The 18396-nt window shown below is 70.1% G+C and carries 16 protein-coding genes, 1 rRNA gene and 1 riboswitch; of the genes, 3 read left to right on the top strand and 14 right to left on the bottom strand.

All coding sequences use genetic code 11. The features are described 5' to 3' along the window. Positions 1–30: 30 nt before the first annotated feature. On the bottom strand, positions 31–822 hold the full coding sequence (locus tag ABT041_RS08560; protein WP_351181960.1) for a CPBP family intramembrane glutamic endopeptidase: 792 nt from the start codon (positions 820–822) through the stop codon (positions 31–33). Positions 823–941: 119 nt separating this feature from the next. After that, positions 942–2441, bottom strand: a complete 1500-nt coding sequence (locus ABT041_RS08555) for a glutamate-cysteine ligase family protein (protein WP_351181113.1) — start codon at positions 2439–2441, stop codon at positions 942–944. A gap of 481 nt (positions 2442–2922) precedes the next feature. On the opposite strand from ABT041_RS08555, the gene ABT041_RS08550 reads away from it, so the two are divergent. Together ABT041_RS08550 and ABT041_RS08545 are read left to right on the top strand one after the other, a co-directional pair. After that, entirely contained in the window at positions 2923–3513 is a 591-nt protein-coding gene (locus ABT041_RS08550; RefSeq protein WP_351181110.1) for a hypothetical protein, read from the top strand. Positions 3514–3842: 329 nt separating this feature from the next. Then, a complete protein-coding gene (locus ABT041_RS08545) occupies positions 3843–4049 on the top strand; it encodes a DUF5999 family protein (protein WP_017238438.1) in 207 nt (68 codons plus the stop codon). Between the two features lie 77 nt (positions 4050–4126). Here ABT041_RS08545 and gcvP read toward each other — a convergent pair whose 3' ends face one another. Then, entirely contained in the window at positions 4127–7012 is a 2886-nt protein-coding gene (gcvP, locus tag ABT041_RS08540; protein ID WP_351181106.1) for an aminomethyl-transferring glycine dehydrogenase, read from the bottom strand. A gap of 179 nt (positions 7013–7191) precedes the next feature. Continuing rightward, a riboswitch (glycine riboswitch) is annotated at positions 7192–7291 on the bottom strand. Positions 7292–7404: 113 nt separating this feature from the next. On the opposite strand from gcvP, the gene ABT041_RS08535 reads away from it, so the two are divergent. After that, a complete protein-coding gene (locus ABT041_RS08535) occupies positions 7405–7779 on the top strand; it encodes a PRC-barrel domain-containing protein (protein ID WP_351181103.1) in 375 nt (124 codons plus the stop codon). A gap of 55 nt (positions 7780–7834) precedes the next feature. On the opposite strand, the gene ABT041_RS08530 is transcribed toward ABT041_RS08535, so the two are convergent. From ABT041_RS08530 to rrf, 11 genes are all read right to left on the bottom strand, one after another. After that, complete coding sequence (locus ABT041_RS08530; protein ID WP_351181100.1) at positions 7835–9193, bottom strand: DNA polymerase IV; 1359 nt, start codon at positions 9191–9193, stop codon at positions 7835–7837. A gap of 82 nt (positions 9194–9275) precedes the next feature. After that, entirely contained in the window at positions 9276–9893 is a 618-nt protein-coding gene (locus ABT041_RS08525) for a MerR family transcriptional regulator (RefSeq protein WP_351181097.1), read from the bottom strand. Positions 9894–10085: 192 nt separating this feature from the next. After that, positions 10086–10559 (bottom strand): bifunctional nuclease family protein, encoded by a 474-nt coding sequence (locus ABT041_RS08520; protein ID WP_351181094.1) that lies wholly within the window; start codon positions 10557–10559, stop codon positions 10086–10088. Between the two features lie 77 nt (positions 10560–10636). After that, positions 10637–11383: a transcriptional regulator FtsR gene (gene ftsR, locus ABT041_RS08515; protein WP_351181091.1), complete on the bottom strand. Its 747-nt coding sequence runs from the start codon at positions 11381–11383 to the stop codon at positions 10637–10639. A gap of 31 nt (positions 11384–11414) precedes the next feature. Then, on the bottom strand, positions 11415–12356 hold the full coding sequence (locus ABT041_RS08510) for an FHA domain-containing protein (RefSeq protein WP_351181957.1): 942 nt from the start codon (positions 12354–12356) through the stop codon (positions 11415–11417). 80 nt (positions 12357–12436) lie between these two features. Then, positions 12437–13402: a DUF881 domain-containing protein gene (locus ABT041_RS08505; protein WP_351181088.1), complete on the bottom strand. Its 966-nt coding sequence runs from the start codon at positions 13400–13402 to the stop codon at positions 12437–12439. 5 nt (positions 13403–13407) lie between these two features. After that, entirely contained in the window at positions 13408–13740 is a 333-nt protein-coding gene (locus ABT041_RS08500; RefSeq protein ID WP_015032176.1) for a small basic family protein, read from the bottom strand. Continuing rightward, on the bottom strand, positions 13737–14666 hold the full coding sequence (locus ABT041_RS08495) for a DUF881 domain-containing protein (RefSeq protein WP_351181083.1): 930 nt from the start codon (positions 14664–14666) through the stop codon (positions 13737–13739). Before ABT041_RS08495 ends, ABT041_RS08500 begins: the two co-directional genes overlap by 4 nt. A 101-nt stretch (positions 14667–14767) precedes the next feature. Then, on the bottom strand, positions 14768–17263 hold the full coding sequence (locus ABT041_RS08490) for a sugar phosphate nucleotidyltransferase (protein ID WP_351181080.1): 2496 nt from the start codon (positions 17261–17263) through the stop codon (positions 14768–14770). A 116-nt stretch (positions 17264–17379) separates the two neighbouring features. Further along, positions 17380–17988 (bottom strand): cardiolipin synthase ClsA, encoded by a 609-nt coding sequence (gene clsA / locus ABT041_RS08485; RefSeq protein ID WP_351181077.1) that lies wholly within the window; start codon positions 17986–17988, stop codon positions 17380–17382. Between the two features lie 149 nt (positions 17989–18137). Beyond that, a 5S ribosomal RNA gene (gene rrf / locus ABT041_RS08480) occupies positions 18138–18254 on the bottom strand. Positions 18255–18396 lie beyond the last annotated feature (142 nt).

The following is an 18396-nucleotide window of genomic DNA, read 5'->3' as shown; positions in this document are numbered from 1 at the left end:
CGAGCCGTACACCCCCTCTTCCGTGTCGCGTCACACCGTGGGCAGCCAGTCCACCTTCCCGGCCAGCAGCCCGTACCCGACGAAGGCCACGATGTCGAGCAGCGCGTGCGCGGCGACCAGCGGCCCGACCCGCCCCCAGCGCCGGTAGAGCAGCACGAAGACGACGCCCATCACCATGTTGCCGACGAAGCCGCCGACGCCCTGGTAGAGGTGGTACGAGCCGCGCAGCACCGAGCTCGCCACCAGCGCGGCCATCGGTGACCATCCCAACTGGCCCAGCCGGCGCAGCAGATAGCCGACGACGATGACCTCCTCCAGGACGGCGTTCTGGATCGCCGAGAGGATGAGGACCGGGTACTTCCACCACACGTCGGGCAGCGACTCGGGCACCACCGTGAGGTTGAAGCCGGACGCCCGGGCCGCCAGGTAGAAGGCGAGGCCCGCGCTGCCGATGCCGGCCGCGACCAGCGCCCCGCGCCCGAGGTCGGACCACGGCCGGGTCCGGTCGAAGCCGATGGCCCGCAGCCCCCCGACCCCCGGGCCTTCGCGCAGCAGGAGATGGGCGACGAGGACGACCGGCACGAGCGCGGTGGCGATGCCGAAGAGCTGCCAGGACAGGTCGAGCCAGGGCCGGCCGGGAGCGTACGAGCCGTTGAGCGTCGCGGCCTGCTCCTTCAGCGCCCCCGGCTTGGTCAGCGAGCCGATGAAGCTGATGAGCGCCGACACCGCGCTCGCCCCGAGCGAGAGCGCGAGCACGATGAGCGTCTCGGAGCGCAGCACTCCGCGCGGCAGGCCGTCGGGGGGCAGGGAACCGTCCCTCAGTCGTTGCTCCGACACCACACCTGTCTCCACTTCCCCGTCGCGGGCCGACGCCGTTCCGGTGGTCCCGGCCGACCGGGACCACCTGGACATGATCGCCCATGGAGGGGACGAGGAGGAGGTCAGCCGATCCCCACCGGCCAGGTGTGCACCGGCTCGCCGGCGAGCATGAGGGCCCGGTAGCGCCGGGTCGTCGCCGCGAGGGCCTCTTCCCGGTCGAGGCCCGAGTCCAGGGCGCGGTGGAAGGTGTCGGCCTGCCAGGAGGCGCCGTTCACCCGCCGCAGACAGCGCTGCTCGATCACCCCGAGGTAGAAGTCCCGGTCGGCGGGCTCGATGTGCCAGGCGTCGAGCCCCGCCGCGGCGAGCGGCAGCAGCTCGTCGAGGACGAGGCGTACGGCCGGGAGGGTCGCGATGCCGCCGGCCCGTCCGGAGCGGGGCCAGCGCAGCTCGGCCTCGATGCCGTGACGGCAGGCGGTGTCGAAGTTGGCCTCGGCGTCCTGGAAGGCCATCCGCTTCCACACCGGCCGTGGGTCGTCGGCGAGCGAGCGGACGAGCCCGTAGTAGAACGCCGCGTTCGCGATGACGTCCGTGACGGTCGGGCCCGCGGGCAGCACCCGGTTCTCGACGCGCAGGTGCGGGACCCCGTCGACCCAGCCGTACACCGGCCTGTTCCAGCGGTAGACGGTGCCGTTGTGCAGGACCAGCTCCTGCAGGCGCGGGACGCCGCCCCGGTCGAGGACGAGCAGCGGGTCCTCCTCGTCGCAGAGCGGCAGCAGGGCGGGGAAGTAGCGGACGTTCTCCTCGAAGAGGTCGTACACCGAGTCCACCCACCGCTCCCCGAACCAGGTGCGCGGCCGTACGCCCTGGGACTGCAGCTCGGGCGGCCGGGTGTCGGTGGCCTGCATGAAGAGCGGCGGCCTGGACTCGCGCCACAGCTCGCGCCCGAAGACGAAGGGTGCGTTGGCGCCGAGTGCGATCTGCACGCCGGAGACGGCCTGGGCCGCGTTCCACACGGCGGCGAACCGGGCCGGTGTCACCTGGAGGTGCAGCTGCACCGAGGTGCAGGCCGCCTCGGGCACGATCGACTCGGTGGTGCACAGCAGCCGTTCGACGCCGTGGATGTCGAGGGTGAAGTCCTCGCCGCGGGCGGCGAGTATCTGGTCGTTGAGGAGCGTGTAGCGGTCGTTGTCCGAGAGGTTCTCGGGGACCAGGTCGCGCTGGGCGAGCGTGGGGAGTATGCCGATCATGACGACGCCCGCGTCGAGTTCCGCGGCCTTGCGGTCGGCATATCCGATGCCGGTGCCGATCTCTTCCGCGAGCCGGTCGAATACGCGGCCGTGGAGCTGGTGGGGCGCGATGTTCACTTCGAGGTTGAACATTCCGAGTTCCGTCTGGAAATCGGCACTGGCGATCTTTTCGAGAACCGGCCCGTTCAGCATCCTGGGCAACCCGTCGGCGCCGGCGAGATTGAGTTCGATCTCCACGCCCATGAGATTGCGAGGCCGGTCGAACCGCTTCTCCGCCAACAGCCGCGCGAGCCCCGCGAGACACTGCTGGAGCTTTCTGCGGTACTGCTGCCGGTCGGACGGGCCGAACCCGTCGGCCACGACCTTCTGCCCCATCGAAGCGTCCCTCCCCGAGTGGGCGGCCGCCCGGGCGGCCGCGCGTCACGGACGATGATGCCCACCCCGCTGATCCACAACGCCTGCGGAACCGGCCTGTCGGAGGATAGGCTGGACGGAGCGCTCCACCGGCACATCCCGAAGGCATGGAACACGCGACATATACCAATGTCGTATTGTCCTGAGATCCCGGGTCGGAATTCAGCCGTCCGCCTTCGCGAGGAATACGCAGGTGGGAGCGGTATCGTCCTCGTGATTCCGCTTCAACTCCCCGCGATTACGGCCTGATGACGCCTTGTCAGGAATATCGGCGAGGTCTAGCGGAAACACTGTGTGAACACGTGTCGTATAAACTCCGCGGACGAGGCAGAGTGTTGGCGCCCGGCCATGGCCTCATGGCCCCCTCTCTGGCCCCGCCGCCGACAGCGCCGTCGTACCTGCCCACGCATCACCGTGTCTCCTGAGTGAGAGGCGACCCATCATGCTCCGACCCTCCCCGGCCCCTGCGCCGGCCCTCCGCAGTGTCCTCGCGGCCCTCGGTTCACCGACCGCCGTCCGCGAGCCGCGAACTCCCGCGCTGCGGGCCGCACAGGGACCGCTGAGCCCCGAACACCCCCTGCCCGTGCACGTCCTCGGCGTCGCCGGAGCACCGGGGCTCGCACCCCGTACCCGGCTCGCCGGCTGGCGCTTCCTGATCCGGAACGGGGACCGGGCGATCGCCGCCGCGGACACCATGCTCACGCCGGACGGCTGGGCCTTCTCGCACTTCTTCGAGGGTCCGTACGTCTCCGCCACCGAACGGGCCCTGCTCCAGGCCGAGGCCCTGCCGGTCGCGTACCGACCACGACTGCTGTCCGTACCGGAGCTCTACATGCTGACGCTCTGGCTGCACGCCGGACCGGAGGCGGACGACACGACCGTCGCCCCGGCCGCGGCCGACCTCATGGTGCCGCTGGCCCCCGCACCCCCGGGGATCGCGGCCGACCGCCCGTACCAGGTCGCCGATCTCCTGCCCGTGCTCAGTACGCGACTCGCGCCGCCGCCCCTCCTGGGCTCGCCGGCGCCCGCCTGATCCATCCCACGCGTCGCCGCCCCGTGACCCGCCCGGGTCACGGGGCGCACTGCTGTCCGAGCCGCGCGCCCGAACGCGCCTCCCGAACGCCCCTCCCGTACGGACTAGCCCGCTGGGACCACCCCGAACCACCCGAAGAGACGGTGCAGTTGACCTGAACCGCCCCTGCGGGTGATGCGTCTTCCCAGGAGAGGACGAGCTGCCGCGAAATACCTGCGGAAGACCGTCCGTGGGGCAAGACTGGGATCGGAACCGAACCGACGACGGGGGCGGCCATGACCGCGCAGAGCCGCAGGACATCCACCACGACGCAGCGAAAGAACCCACCCATGTGCCAGCATCAGCCTGCCTGTCCCACCGCCGACTCCGCCGACCGGGAGGCGGCCCGACTGATGGCACACCACCCGGAGCAGGGCTGGAGCCTGCTGTGCAACGGTGTCCTGCTCTTCGAGGACACCGGTGAACTGCTGCCGGACGGGCAGATCATCGCCCCGCACCGGCCGCTGACGGCGGGCCAGGTGACGACCGCCGCCTGAAGCGGCAGGACAGCGTACGAGGGAAACGCCGAGGGCCGGCCCGGAGGAGTTCCTCCGAACCGGCCCTCGGCGCGTGCTCAGTTGTCGTACTCGTCCAGCGGCGGGCAGGAGCAGACCAGGTTCCGGTCGCCGAAGGCACCGTCGATGCGGCGCACCGGCGGCCAGTACTTGTCGGCGGCCGAGACACCGGCCGGGAAGACGGCCTCGTCGCGGGTGTACGGGTGGTTCCACTCGCCGCCCAGCGCGGCCGCGGTGTGCGGGGCGTTGTGCAGCGGGTTGTCGTCGGCGGGCCACTCGCCCGAGGCGACCTTCTCGATCTCGGCGCGGATCGCGATCATCGTGTCGCAGAAGCGGTCGAGCTCGGTCAGGTCCTCGGACTCGGTCGGCTCGATCATCAGCGTGCCGGCGACCGGGAAGGACATCGTCGGGGCGTGGAAGCCGTAGTCGATGAGGCGCTTGGCGATGTCGTCGACGCTGACGCCGGTCGCCTTGGCCAGCGGACGGATGTCGACGATGCACTCGTGCGCGACCAGCCCGTTCGGACCGGTGTAGAGCACCGGGAAGTGCGGCTCGAGGCGCTTGGCGATGTAGTTCGCCGCGAGGACGGCGACCTGGGTGGCGCGCTTGAGGCCCTCGCCACCCATGAGGCGCACGTACGACCACGAGATCGGCAGGATGCCGGCGGAGCCCCACGGGGCGGCCGAGATCGGGCCGACACCGGTCTCCGGGCCCGCGGTGGGCTGGAGCGGGTGGTTCGGCAGGTACGGGGCGAGGTGGGCGCGGACGCCGACCGGGCCGACGCCGGGGCCGCCGCCGCCGTGCGGGATGCAGAAGGTCTTGTGCAGGTTCAGGTGCGAGACGTCGCCGCCGAAGTGACCCGGCTTGGCGAGACCGACCAGCGCGTTGAGGTTGGCGCCGTCGACGTACACCTGACCGCCGGCCTCGTGGACCTCGGCGCAGATGTCGGCGACGTGCTCCTCGAAGACGCCGTGCGTGGACGGGTACGTGATCATCAGCACGGACAGCTCGTCGCGGTACTGGGCGATCTTGGCGCGCAGGTCCTCGACGTCGACCTCACCGTCGTCGGCGGTCTTGACGACGACGACCTTCATGCCGGCCATGACCGCGGAGGCGGCGTTGGTGCCGTGCGCGGAGGACGGGATGAGGCACACCGTGCGCTGCTCGTCGCCGTTGGCGCGGTGGTAGGCGCGGACGGCGAGGAGACCGGCCAGCTCACCCTGCGAACCGGCGTTGGGCTGGATCGACACCTTGTCGTAGCCGGTGACCTCGGCGAGGCGCTCCTCCAGCTCGTTGATGAGCGTGAGGTATCCGGCGGCCTGGTCGACCGGCGCGAAGGGGTGGATCTGGCCGAACTCGGGCCAGGTCACCGGCTCCATCTCGGTGGTCGCGTTCAGCTTCATGGTGCAGGAGCCGAGCGGGATCATGCCGCGGTCGAGCGCGTAGTCGCGGTCCGCGAGCTTGCGCAGGTAGCGCAGCATCGAGGTCTCGGAGCGGTGCGCGTGGAAGACCGGGTGGGTCAGGTACGCGTCGGAGCGCAGCAGACCGGCGGGAAGCGTCTCCTCGGTGACGGCGTCGAGGGCCTCGACGTCACCCTCGACACCGAAGGCGCCCCAGACGGCGGCGAGCTGCTCGCGCCCGGTGGTCTCGTCGCAGGAGACCGACACGAGGTCGGCGTCGACGCGGTAGAGGTTCACCCCGGCCTCGCGGGCGGCGGCGACGACCTCGTCGGCCTTGCCGGGCACGCGGACGGTGAGGGTGTCGAAGAAGGAACCGTGCACGACCTCGACGCCACCGGCGGTGAGCCCGGCGGCGAGGATGGCGGCGTAGCGGTGGGTGCGCTCGGCGATCTGCTTCAGGCCGTCCGGACCGTGGTAGACGGCGTACATGCCGGCCATGACGGCGAGCAGCACCTGAGCGGTGCAGATGTTGCTGGTGGCCTTCTCGCGGCGGATGTGCTGCTCGCGGGTCTGCAGGGCCAGGCGGTAGGCGCGGTTGCCGTCGGCGTCGACGGAGACGCCGACGAGGCGGCCGGGCAGGGAGCGGGCGTGCTTGTCCTGGACGGCCATGTAGCCGGCGTGCGGACCGCCGAAGCCCATGGGAACGCCGAAGCGCTGGGTGGTGCCGACGGCGATGTCGGCGCCGAGCTCACCGGGCGAGGTGAGCAGGGTGAGCGCGAGCAGGTCGGCGGCGACGGTGACGATCGCGCCGAGCTCGTGGGCGGCGTCGACCAGCGGCTTGATGTCGCGGACGGCGCCGGAGGCACCGGGGTACTGGATGAGCACACCGAAGACACCGCGCTCGGCGACCTCGGCGGGGATGCCCTCGCTCAGGTCGGCGACGACGACCTCGACACCGGTCGGCTCGGCACGGGTCTCGATGACGGCGATGGTCTGCGGCAGGGCGTCGGCGTCGACGAGGAAGACACCGTTCTTGACCTTGCCGACGCGCCGCGAGAGGGCCATGGCCTCGGCGGCGGCGGTGCCCTCGTCGAGGAGGGAGGCGCCGGAGGTGGGCAGACCGGTGAGGTCGGCGACCATGGTCTGGAAGTTGAGCAGGGCCTCGAGGCGGCCCTGCGAGATCTCGGGCTGGTACGGCGTGTAGGCGGTGTACCAGGCCGGGTTCTCCATGACGTTCCGGAGGATGACCGGCGGGGTGAAGGTCCCGTAGTAGCCGAGACCGATCATCGGGGCGAGGACCTGGTTGCGGTCGGCGAGCGTGCGCAGCTCGGCGAGGACCTCGGCCTCGGTGCGGGCGGCCGGCAGGCCCAGGGCCTCGGCGTTCTTGATGACGTCCGGCACCGCGGCGGCCGTGAGCTCGTCGAGCGAGCCGTAACCGACCTGGGCGAGCATCTTGGCCCGGGCCTCGGCGTCGGGCCCGATGTGCCGCTGCTCGAACGGGATGCCCTGTTCGAGCTCGGAGAGCGGAGTGCGGTTGGCGGTCATGTACGGAGGCCTCCTGGTCGTCACGACCTGCGAGGGGCACCACGGCGCGGGTACCCGGACGGCCTCCCCCTCTGTCATCTCAACCTGAGAGTTTCACCGGCACGCCTCGCGGCCCGCCGGCTTTCACCGTCGGTGAGAGCGGGATGCCGTCGGACATCCGCTCTGCTTTCCAGAGTGACCTCGTCCGCGCGGTACAGGGGCCTGAGAGATTCCGGGGAGGATTTGCTCCTTCGGCGCCCACCGGAAGGTTTCTCCGGGGGACTCTCCCGCACAGGGTCGACAGCCACAACCAGCCTACCAGCGAGGTTGCGGCTCCCATCGCTCAAGTGGCCGACATCCCAGATGTGCACTTTCGTAGGGGTGTAGAGCAGTTGCGACCAGTTGGAGGGACCGTGCAGACCGATATCGATCCGCGCAGCCTGATCGGCCGCAAGGCGTTCGACCGGAACGGGCACAAGATCGGAACCGTGGACGAGGTGTACCTGGACGACGCGACCGGGATCCCGGAATGGGCCGCGGTCCGCACCGGCCTGTTCAGCCGGGACGCCTTCGTCCCCCTGGAGCCGAGCGCACTTCTCGACGACGGCCTCCACATCCCGTACGAGAGGGGCCTGATCAAGGACGCCCCGGACTTCGGAGTGGGCCGCCACCTCTCGCCTGAGCAGGAACTCCAGCTCTACCGCCACTACAGCCTCGCCCTGCCGCCCCCGCCCCCGGACACCCCGGACAAGGACTTCGGCCGCCTGGCGGGCCAGGACGGCACCTGAGAGCCCCGAAGACGAAGCGGCCACCGGAAGACCCGCACCGCAGGGCCGGTGCGGGTCAGGCGGCCGCGTCCCCCCGCACCAGCGGCAAGGGCTCCGAAGGCTCCAGCTCGGGGTCGTCCACGGCGAACGTCCGCACCCGCCCGGGCCCGGACCACGGCTCCTCGAACCGCACCGTGACCCGCCCGACCCCGCTCCCCTGGACCCACCCGGGCCCGTACACGGCGTGCCGCACGTCACGCCCCGGCGCCCACCCCCGCTCGGCCGTCTCGGTCGCGGTGGAGGGCGCCGCCTCGGCCTCCTCGACCGCGGCCTCCTCCTCCGCCGGCCGCTCCGAGGCCTCGGCCTCCGCCTGAGCGAACAGGTCCTCCTGCGTGTAGTCCGCGAGCCCGCTCACCCCCACGCCCAGCAAGCGCACACCCCCCGTCGTGTCCACGGCCTCCAGGAGCCGCCCCGCGGCCTCCCGTACGACAACGGGGTCGTCCGTCGGCCCCCGCAGCGTCTCGGACCGGGTGAGCGTCGAGAAGTCGTACCGGCGCACCTTCAGGACGATGGTCCGCCCGGAGTGCCCGGAGGCCCGCAGCCGCCCCACGCACCTCTCCGCGAGCCGTTCGACCTCGATCCGGATCCGTACCCGGTCGTGGATGTCCGTGTCGAAGGTGTCCTCGACGGACACGGACTTGGCGTCCCGCTCGGCCACCACGGGCCGATCGTCGTACCCCTGGGCCATCAGGTACAGCGAGGCCCCGTGCGCCCGTCCCAGGAGCCGTACGAGCTCGTCCTCGCCCGCCTCCACGAGGTCGGCGACGGTGGTCATCCCGGCGCGCCGCAGATGCTCCCCGGTCGCCGGCCCGACCCCGGGCAGGATCCGCACCGATCGCGGCCCGAGCAGCTCACGCTCGGTGCCGGGCTCGATGAGCACGAGCCCGTCCGGCTTGGCCTCCTCGGAGGCGATCTTCGCGATCATCTTGGACCCCGCGAGACCCACGGACCCGGTGAGCCCCGTCGTCGCGAGGATGTCGGCCCGCAGCCGCTCCCCCGCGGCCCGCGCGCCCGCGCTGTCGTCGGCGACACCGCCCGCCTCGAGGTCGACGAAGGCCTCGTCGAGGCTGAGCGGCTCCACGAGCGGGGAGAGCCGCCGCAACAGCTCCATGACCTGCTCGCTGATCGAACGGTAGAAGGCGAAGCGCGGCACGAGATACGCGGCGTTCGGCGCGAGCCGCCGCGCCTGCCCCATCGGCATGGCCGAGTGCACCCCGAAACGACGGGCCTCGTAGGAGGCGGTCGCGACCACACCGCGCGGCCCGAGGCCGCCGACGACCACGGGCTTTCCGCGCAGGCTGGGCTTCGACGCCTGCTCGGCGGCGGCGAAGAAGGCATCCATGTCGAGATGCAGGATGGTGGGCGCGGCTCTCACACGTCCGATGCTGCCCTACGCCACTGACAACGCCCCCTCGGAACGCCCGGGCACTCCGGGCGAACCGCGGCCGCCGAAGCCCTCAGACCGCCTTGTCGCGCCGCCGCCGCGCCAACTCGTCGCCCGGGTTGTGCCCGACCAGCGTCTCGCCGGTGTCGACCCGCTCCCCGTGGAGCTGCGAGAGCGCGGCCTCGACGTCACGCCAGACGACCCCGACGGCGATGCCGAAAACGCCCTGCCCGCCCTGGAGGAGGTCGACGACCTCGTCGGGCGAGGAGCACTCGTAGACGGTGGCCCCGTCGCTCATGAGCGTCATCCGCTCCAGGTCCCGGAAGCCCCGGGCACGCAGGTGCTGCACCGCGGCCCGGATGTTCTGGAGGGCCACCCCGGTGTCGAGGAACCGCTTGACGATCTTCAGCACGACGACGTCGCGGAAGCTGTACAGCCGCTGCGTCCCCGACCCGTACGCGGGCCGCACGCTCGGTTCCACGAGTCCGGTGCGTGCCCAGTAGTCCAACTGGCGATAGGTGATCCCGGCGGCCGCGCAGGCCGTCGGTCCGCGGTAGCCGATCGCCGCGTCGGCGACGCCGGCACCGGTGTCCGTCCCGAAGTCGCCCCCACTGCCGTGAAGCGGATACGGACCGCTCTCCCCGGACACGCGTCCGAGCGAGCTCCCTGCCGTACCGTCCGCGCTGCTCATCACGCCGACCCTCCGTCCTTGACCTGCCCACACGAAGGTAGGCAGTCACTCGGGGTGCGTCAACGATCGCCACACTCGGCACGCCGAGTGATAATCACCCTGAGAGTGGTTTCGCGTGTCCCTCTCCGGGGAAAGGCTACTCGAATGCTCTGACGGCACCCCGCGAACGGCCTCCGGCCGCACCGCTCCGCCTCACTGGTTGCTGCTCCCGAAGTCCTCCGGTGAGATCTGGTCGAGGAACTCGCGGAACTTCTCCACCTCGTCCTCCTGCTCGTCCGGAATCGCGATACCGGCGTCGTCCAGCACACCGTCGCTGCCGAAGATCGGCGTTCCGGTCCGAAGGGCCAGGGCTATCGCGTCGGACGGCCGCGCGCTCACCTCGACGCCGCTGGCGAAGACCAGCTCGGCGTAGAAGACCCCGTCACGCAGATCCGTGATGCGGACCTCGGTCAGCTCCTGACCGACGGCCTCCAGCACGTCCTTGAACAGGTCGTGCGTCAGCGGCCGCGGAGGAGCCATCCCCTGCTGGGCGAAGGCGATCGCGGTCGCCTCCCCCGGTCCGATCCAGATGGGGAGGTACCGATCGCCTCCCACTTCACGCAGGAGCACGATCGGCTGGTTGGAGGGCATTTCCACCCGGACACCCACAACGTCGAGCTCGTTCACACAGCAACCCTAGGACGTGCCCGACCGGTTTGGATAGTCGGGCCCCTCCAGACCCCCTCCGCACGCACCCACCAGGGTCACTGCAGCCGAATCCCCAGTGCGGTCTGGACGAGCGCGGCGTGCAGGCGCACCGACTGCGCGGCGAGCTCCTTCGCGGTGGCCTCCGCATGGGCCCTGGTCTGCGGGTTACGGTGCCGGCGCAGCGGCGCCACCACCTGCTCGATCAGCCCGGCTTCCCGGTCGGCGGCCGCCTTGACGGCCCGCAGATGCCGCGGCTCCAGGCCGAATCTCCCCAGATCCGCGACGAGCCTGGCGACGGTGACGGCCTCGGCCTCGTAGCCGCCGCCCTCCGTCTCGGAGATCAGCCCGTACGACTCCCACTCGGCGAGCTCGGTCTCGGTCACCTCGGCGGCGGCGATCAGCTCGTCCCGACCGATCCGCGCGACGGTCGGCGTCTCCTCCTCGTCCTGCTCCCAGGACCCTTCGAGGAGGTCCCGCCGCCGGCCGGGCGCGGGGAGCTTGATCTGCTCGCCCCGTTCGAGGGCGTCGAGGTGCTCGCGGATGACCTTCAGCGGGAGGTAGTGGTCCCGCTGCATCCGCAGGATGCGGGCGAGCCGCTCCACGTCCTGCGGGCTGAACTTCCGGTATCCGGAGGCCGTCCGACGGGGCTCGACCAGCCCCTCGGCCTCCAGGAACCGGATCTTGGAGATCGTCACTTCGGGAAATTCGTCGCGCAGCTGGTTCAGCACCGTGCCGATGCTGACCAGCCGGTCGCCCGCGGTGGCGGTGCCGGATCCGGCACCGCCCGTCGGTGTTCGCAGCATGGACCTTCCCTGAAGGGGCTTCCCCGAGGCGTCACACGCCTCGCTGGCTCGAGTAGAAGACCAGCCGGTACTTGCCGATCTGCACCTCGTCGCCGTTGGACAGAACGACCGAGTCGATCGGCTCACGGTTGACGTAGGTGCCGTTGAGGCTGCCGACGTCGGCGACGGTGAAGCTGCCGTCCTGGGCCCGGCGGAACTCGACATGACGCCGGGAGACGGTGAAGTCGTCCAGGAAGATGTCGCTCTGCGGGTGACGGCCGGCAGTCGTCAGCTCGCTGTCGAGCAGGAACCGGCTGCCCGAGTTCGGCCCCCGGCGCACCACGAGGAGCGCGGAGCCCGAGGGCAGCGCCTCCACGGCGGCGAGTGCCTCGGGAGACAGCGACGGAAGGGCCGTCTGACCGGTGACCTCCGCGTCGTACGCCTCGAGACCCGAGATGGAGATGGTCGACGTCGTCTCCGACGCACGCTCGGCGGCGACCCCGCCCCGCAGCGGCGTGCCGCAGTGGGAGCAGAAGCGGCTGTCGGCCGTGTTGCGATGACCGCACCTCGTACACACCGGCATGGACGCATCCTCCTGCCGCGGCTGCCCCGCGGAGGTCTGTGTCGCGTACGGGTCGGACACAAACCCTCCACCCGTACTTGAGGTTGATGGTTCTCCGAAACCTATGCGGGCGGCACCGGCGGGGTCAACAGAAGACGCGCCCTGTGTGCCCGGAATGTCACCGCCCCGACCGTCGACCTCGTCGCGGAAGAGCGGGCGCTCGCCACCCTGCTCCTCGCTCTGGGCGTGGCGCGGCGCGGCGTGCCTGGCGTTGCCGCCGTCCTCACGTGCGCTCTTGCCGAACAACTTCGCAAACAACTTCACGGGCGATTCCCCTTGACCGAAACAGACCCGCCCGTGGGGCAGGACGAACCGAGATCCTTCACACCTGCCGACCCGGACACTTTCACAACGTCCGTATCCTCCGGACAGTTTCCACCACGCACCACCGTTGTGGTGCGCCGACCCCCCGCAACGTCTTGCCCTTGTCGCGGGACCCCCTTCGTCCCCGCTCACTGGGAGGACGACTGAGCGTAGTCAGGCCGCTTCGCGGGTCGCAAGGCGTCGACGACGATCTTCGCCGACCGCTCCACCGTGGCTGTGGCCTGCTCCTTCTCCAGGGTCTGCACGACACCTCCGGGGATGTTGAGCGCGGGCTCGAGATCCTCCGGCTTGCCGATGACCTTGAAGACGTACGGAGCGGCCACCTTCGTTCCATCGATCCGCATGTCATCACCGCTACCGGTGAAATAACTGTCCGCGACGACCCGGACACCGTTGACCTGGATCGCCTCGGCGCCGGCCGCGCGCAGCTCCTGGATGGCGTCGAGCAGCATGTCGGACTCGACCGCACCGGTGGGATCCCCCACGGTGAGGGTGATGCCCGGGCCCTCTGCGGCGACGCTGCCGGCCAGGATGCCGAGCTGCCGCTCCTTCTCCTGGGTCTGCTTGCGCGCTTCCTCGGCCTGGTCCGAGCTGGACTCCAGCTCGGTGCGCTGCTTCTCCAGCCGGGCCTTCTCGTCCTCCAGGCGCTGCGTGCGGTCGTCGAGTTCGTCGAGGATCCGTACGAGGTCCTCCTGACGGGCCCCGCGCAGGGCGCTGTTCTCGCTCGTCGAGGAGACCTGGATGGCCAGGCCGAGACCGAGGACGAACAGCAGCAGCGCGACGACGAGTTGGGCCCGGGTCACCCGCGGAGGCCACAGGGCGGAGGCGAGCCTCCGCCGCCCACTCGGCTCGTCGCCGGACGGAGCGGCCGCAGCCGGCACCTCCGACGCGGAAGGCACGACCCCGGGCTCCGCGACCCTGGGCGTCGCAGGCGGCACAGGCTCCACAGGAGTCTTGGGCGTCTCAGGAGTCTTGGCCGTCCCGGGGCTCTCGGACGCCTCGGACGCCTCGGGCGTCCCAGGCATCTCAGGCTTCTCGGGGCCCCGAGCGGGCTCCTGCTCGGGCCGCTCCGGGTTCTGAGGGTTCTCGCTCATCGGCCTCACGCCCGGAAGACGTGCCGTCGGATGGCGGCAGCGTTGGAGAAGATGCGGATGCCCAGCACGACGACCACACCGGTCGACAGCTGCGCGCCCACGCCCAGCTTGTCGCCGAGGAAGACGATCAGCGCGGCCACGACCACGTTGGACAGGAACGAGACCACGAAGACCTTGTCGACGAAGATCCCGTCGAGCATGGCCCGCAGGCCGCCGAAGACCGCGTCGAGGGCGGCGACCACGGCGATCGGAAGATAGGGCTCGACCACCGCCGGAACCTCGGGGCGGACCAACAGTCCGACCACGACTCCGACGATCAGGCCCAGTACGGCGATCACGATGTGCCCTTCCCTGTGTCGGCCGTGGCCCGACCGGAGGGCGTCGCCACCCCGGCCCCCCTCGGCTCTGCGGTACGTACGGTCAGGCTCGGCGCGGCCGGCAGGCGTACGTCGCCCTCGGCCGAGATGCTGCTCCTGATCCCGAAGTTCTCCACCAGCGCGTGCAGATACTGCCCGTCGGCGCTGTCCTGGAACGCGGTGCTCAGCCGCTGTCCGTCCCCGATCGCGAGGACGGTGTACGGCGGCACCAGCGGCTTGTTGTCGACCAGTATGGCGTCACCGGCGGCCCGGATCGCGGACAGCGATGTCAGCCGCTGCCCGTTGATCGCGACTGCCTCGGCACCCGATTCCCACAGCCCGTTGATCACCCGCTGCATGTCCCGGTCGCGGACCCGGCCCGTGTCGGAGAAGCCACTGCTCTCCCTCGGCCCGCCGCCACCGGTGTCGGTGCCCTTGGCGTCGTCGACGACGAGCTTCACACCGGGGCCGTGCACGGGCGTCGCGCCGGAGAGCAGCGCCACGAGCTCGGCCTGGTCGCCGCCGTGCTGCTGCAGAGCCTGCCGCTGACGGCCCCCGACCTCGGTCCGGATCCGCTCGACGTCCGCCTCCAGCTGATCGGCGGTCGACGTCTCCCGCTCGATCCGGTCGATCAGGTCCTGCCGCTCCTTGGCGACGACCGGCGCGGAAATCCGCGCCTCGGCGGCCCCGACGGTCACCACGGCGGCGGCGAGCAGCAGACCCGCGGCGACACCCAGCTTGGCCCGCAGGTTACGGGGCAGCCCGCCGCCCTCGGCCGCGCGCCGGGCGGTCGCCTCGGCGTAGCCGTCGTCGAGCGCGTGGTCGATCACGTTGTTCAGCAGCGACATGGACGCGTCCGGACGCGGCGGCGGTGATCCGATGCTCCGAACGGGGGGCTGCTGCGACATGCCGCACATCGTCGCACGTCGCACGGCCTACCGCCGAATGGCCCCTCCCTACAGCCGGGAGGCACCCCGCGGGCACCTCCCGGCCGGACCGCCCCGAACCGTCAGCGACCTGCGCTGTCGACCACCTCGGCCCACTCGTCGAGCAGGGCCTGGGCGGAGGCGTCGTCGGGCCCCTCCGCCCACAGATGGGTGACGGCCTCGGCGGGGTCGGGCAGCACCATCACCCACCGCCCGTCGGCCTCGACCACCCGCACTCCGTCGGTGGTGTCCACGGACCGGCTGCCGGCCGCCTCCACCACCCGGCGCATCACGAGGCCCTTCACGGCCCACGGGGTGGCGATGTCCTTCCTCAGGACATGCGCCCGCGGGATCCGGGCGTCGATCTGGCTCAGCGTGAGCTGCGTCCGCGCGACGAGGCCGATCAGCCGCACGAAGGCGGCGGCCCCGTCGAAGACGCTGCTGAACTCGGGCACGATGAACCCGCCGCGCCCGTCACCGCCGAAGATCGTCGACTCCTCGCGCCCGACCCGCGTGAGGTCGTCGGGCGAGGTGGTCGTCCACTCGACCTGGGTGCCGTGGTACGCGGCGACCTGCTCGGCGATACGGGTCGTGGTGACCGGCAGCGCGACCCGCCCGGACCGCCGCTCGGCCGCCACCAGGTCGAGCATCACCAGGAGCGCCCGGTCGTCCTCGATGATCCGCCCCCGCTCGTCCACGAGCGAGAGCCGCTCGCCGACGGGGTCGAACCGCACGCCGAACGCGGCCCGCGCCGAGGCCACGATCTCCCCGAGCCGCACCAGCCCGGCCCGCCGGCTCTCGGCGGACTCGGTTGGCCGGGATTCGTCGAGCCCGGGGTTGATGGTGAGCGAGTCGACCTGGAGCCGCCCGAGCAGACTGGGCAGGACGAGCCCGGCGCTGCCGTTGGAGGCGTCCACGACGACCTTCAGACCCGCCTCGGCGATCCCCGTCGTGTCCACGTTCCGCAGCAGCGACCCGGTGTACGAGTCGAAGACGCTCGCCGGGAACGACAGGTCACCGATCTCCCCGGGGAACGCCCGCCGGTACTCCTGGCGCGCGAACACCCGGTCGAGCTTCCGCTGCCCGCCCTGCGAGAGGTCCGCTCCGCGTTCGTCGAAGAACATGATGTCCACGGAGTCGGGCACCCCGGGCGAGGTCCGCACCATGATCCCGCCGGCACTTCCCCGCGCGGTCTGCTGCCGTGCCACCGGCAGCGGTACGTTCTCCAGGTCCCGTACGTCGATGGCGCTGGCCTGCAGCGCCGAGATCACCGCCCGCTTCAGCGCCCGGGCGCCCCGGGAGTGATCGCGCGCGGTGGTGACGGTCGATCCCTTCTTCAGGGTCGTCGCGTACGCCCCCGCCAGCCGTACGGCCAGCTCGGGGGTGATCTCGACGTTCAGGATTCCGGAGACCCCGCGGGCACCGAAGAGATGGGCCTGACCACGGGACTCCCAGATGACGGAGGTGTTGACGAAGGCGCCCGCCTCGATGGTCTTGAAGGGGTAGACGCGCACGTTCCCCTGCACGATCGATTCTTCGCCAACGAGGCACTCGTCGCCGATGACGGCCCCGTCCTCGATCCGGGCGGCCCGCATGATGTCGGTGTTCTTCCCGATCACACAGCCGCGCAGATTGCTCTGCTGCCCGATGTAGACGTTGTCGTGGACGACCGCCTTGTGCAGGAAGGCGCCGCTCTTGACGACCACGTTGGAGCCGATGACGGTGTGCTCGCGGATCTCGGCGCCGGCCTCGACCTTGGCGTAGTCACCGATGTAGAGCGGCCCGCGCAGCTCCGCCTCGGGGTGCACCTCGGCGCCTTCGGCGACCCAGACCCCGGGCGAGATCTCGAAGCCGTCGATGTCGACCTGGACCTTGCCCTCCAGGACGTCCGCCTGGGCCTTCACATAGCTCTCGTGAGTGCCGACGTCCTCCCAGTAGCCCTCGGCGACATAGCCGAAGATCGGCTTGCCCTCCTTCATGAGCTGCGGGAAGACATCACCCGACCAGTCGACCGGAACATCCGCTTCGACATAGTCGAAGACCTCGGGCTCCATCACGTAGATGCCCGTGTTCACGGTGTCCGAGAAGACCTGCCCCCAGGTGGGTTTCTCCAGGAACCGCTCGACCTTGCCCTCTTCGTCGACGATCGTGATCCCGAATTCCAGCGGATTGGGCACCCGGGTCAGACAGACCGTGACGAGGGCGCCCTTCTCCTTGTGGAAGGCGATGAGATCGGAGAGGTCGAAATCGGTGAGGGCGTCACCCGAGATGACGAGAAAAGCGTCGTCCTTCAACGCTTCCTCGGCGTTCTTCACACTTCCCGCTGTACCGAGTGGCTTTTCCTCGTTGGCATACGTGAGCTCCATCCCCAGCTCTTCTCCGTCGCCGAAGTAGTTCCTGACGAGAGAGGCGAGAAACTGCACGGTGACGACGGTCTCGTTGAGACCGTGCCTCTTGAGCAGTCGTAGGACGTGCTCCATGATCGGCCGGTTCACCACCGGCAGCAGAGGCTTGGGCATGCTCGAGGTCATGGGGCGAAGGCGGGTTCCTTCGCCACCGGCCATCACGACGGCCTTCATGTCGGAAGCGTCCTCCTTGAAGAGACGACGGTCCTGCCGACTTCACCTGTCTGCTGAGAAACCCTCGGACGTCCTCGTTGTTGCCGGCGACGCTGCTCGACACAGGACAGACGGGCTCAATCGGCCGCGGTATCCGCCTTCACGAGTCGACGGACCTGGACCACGTAGAGGATCCCTGCCCACCAATACAGAGTTGTACCCCATCCGGCGAAGGCCCACCCGAAAACTTCAGCGAGTGACGAAAGCCAGCCCGTTCCGTCACTGAGAAGCAGCAACGGGAACGCGTACATCAAGTTGAAAGTCGCAGCTTTCCCGAGGAAGTTCACCTGCGGCGGCGGGTACCCGTGCCGGCGGAGGATTCCCACCATCACGAGCAGCATGGCCTCGCGCGCCAGGAGAGCGGCGGTCAGCCACAACGGCAGGATCTCCCGCCAGGTGAGCCCGACGAGAGTGGACAGGATGTACAGACGGTCGGCGGCGGGGTCGAGCAGCCGGCCGAGGCTGCTGATCTGGTTCCAGCGCCGGGCGAGTTTGCCGTCGAGATAGTCGCTGACACCGCTGAGCATCAGCACGAGCAGGGCCCAGCCATCACTGTTGGGACCGCCGAACACAGGTCGGAGAATCAGCCACAGGAACAGCGGCACACCCACGAGCCGAGCCATGCTCAGGATATTGGGGATGGTGAGGACCCGGTCGGTCTGAACGCGAGTCTCCTGGACCTCCACCCGGGGGCCTCCTGCTGGGAACGTACGGACGATGCCCCCCGACCTTACCCTCAGCCACAACACCGCCGCGCACAGGGGGCACCGTCGGGCAGCAGAACGCAAAAATGCCTCAACCCCCGGACAAGGTCTGGGGGTTGAGGCTAATGATTGTTCGGCGGCGTCCTACTCTCCCACAGGGTCCCCCCTGCAGTACCATCGGCGCTGAAAGGCTTAGCTTCCGGGTTCGGAATGTAACCGGGCGTTTCCCTAACGCTATGACCACCGAAACTCTATGAAGTTTACGAACCGCCGCACCCCGCAGGGGGCGTGTTCGTTGCTTCAGAACTAACACAGTGGACGCGAGCAACTGAGGACAAGCCCTCGGCCTATTAGTACCGGTCAGCTCCACCCATTACTGGGCTTCCACAT

The organism is Streptomyces sp. NPDC002825 (assembly GCF_040295385.1).
GTDB lineage: Bacteria > Actinomycetota > Actinomycetes > Streptomycetales > Streptomycetaceae > Streptomyces.
The sequence above is the reverse complement of the archived record's forward strand: the minus strand, read 5'-3'. Positions and strand labels throughout refer to the sequence as shown.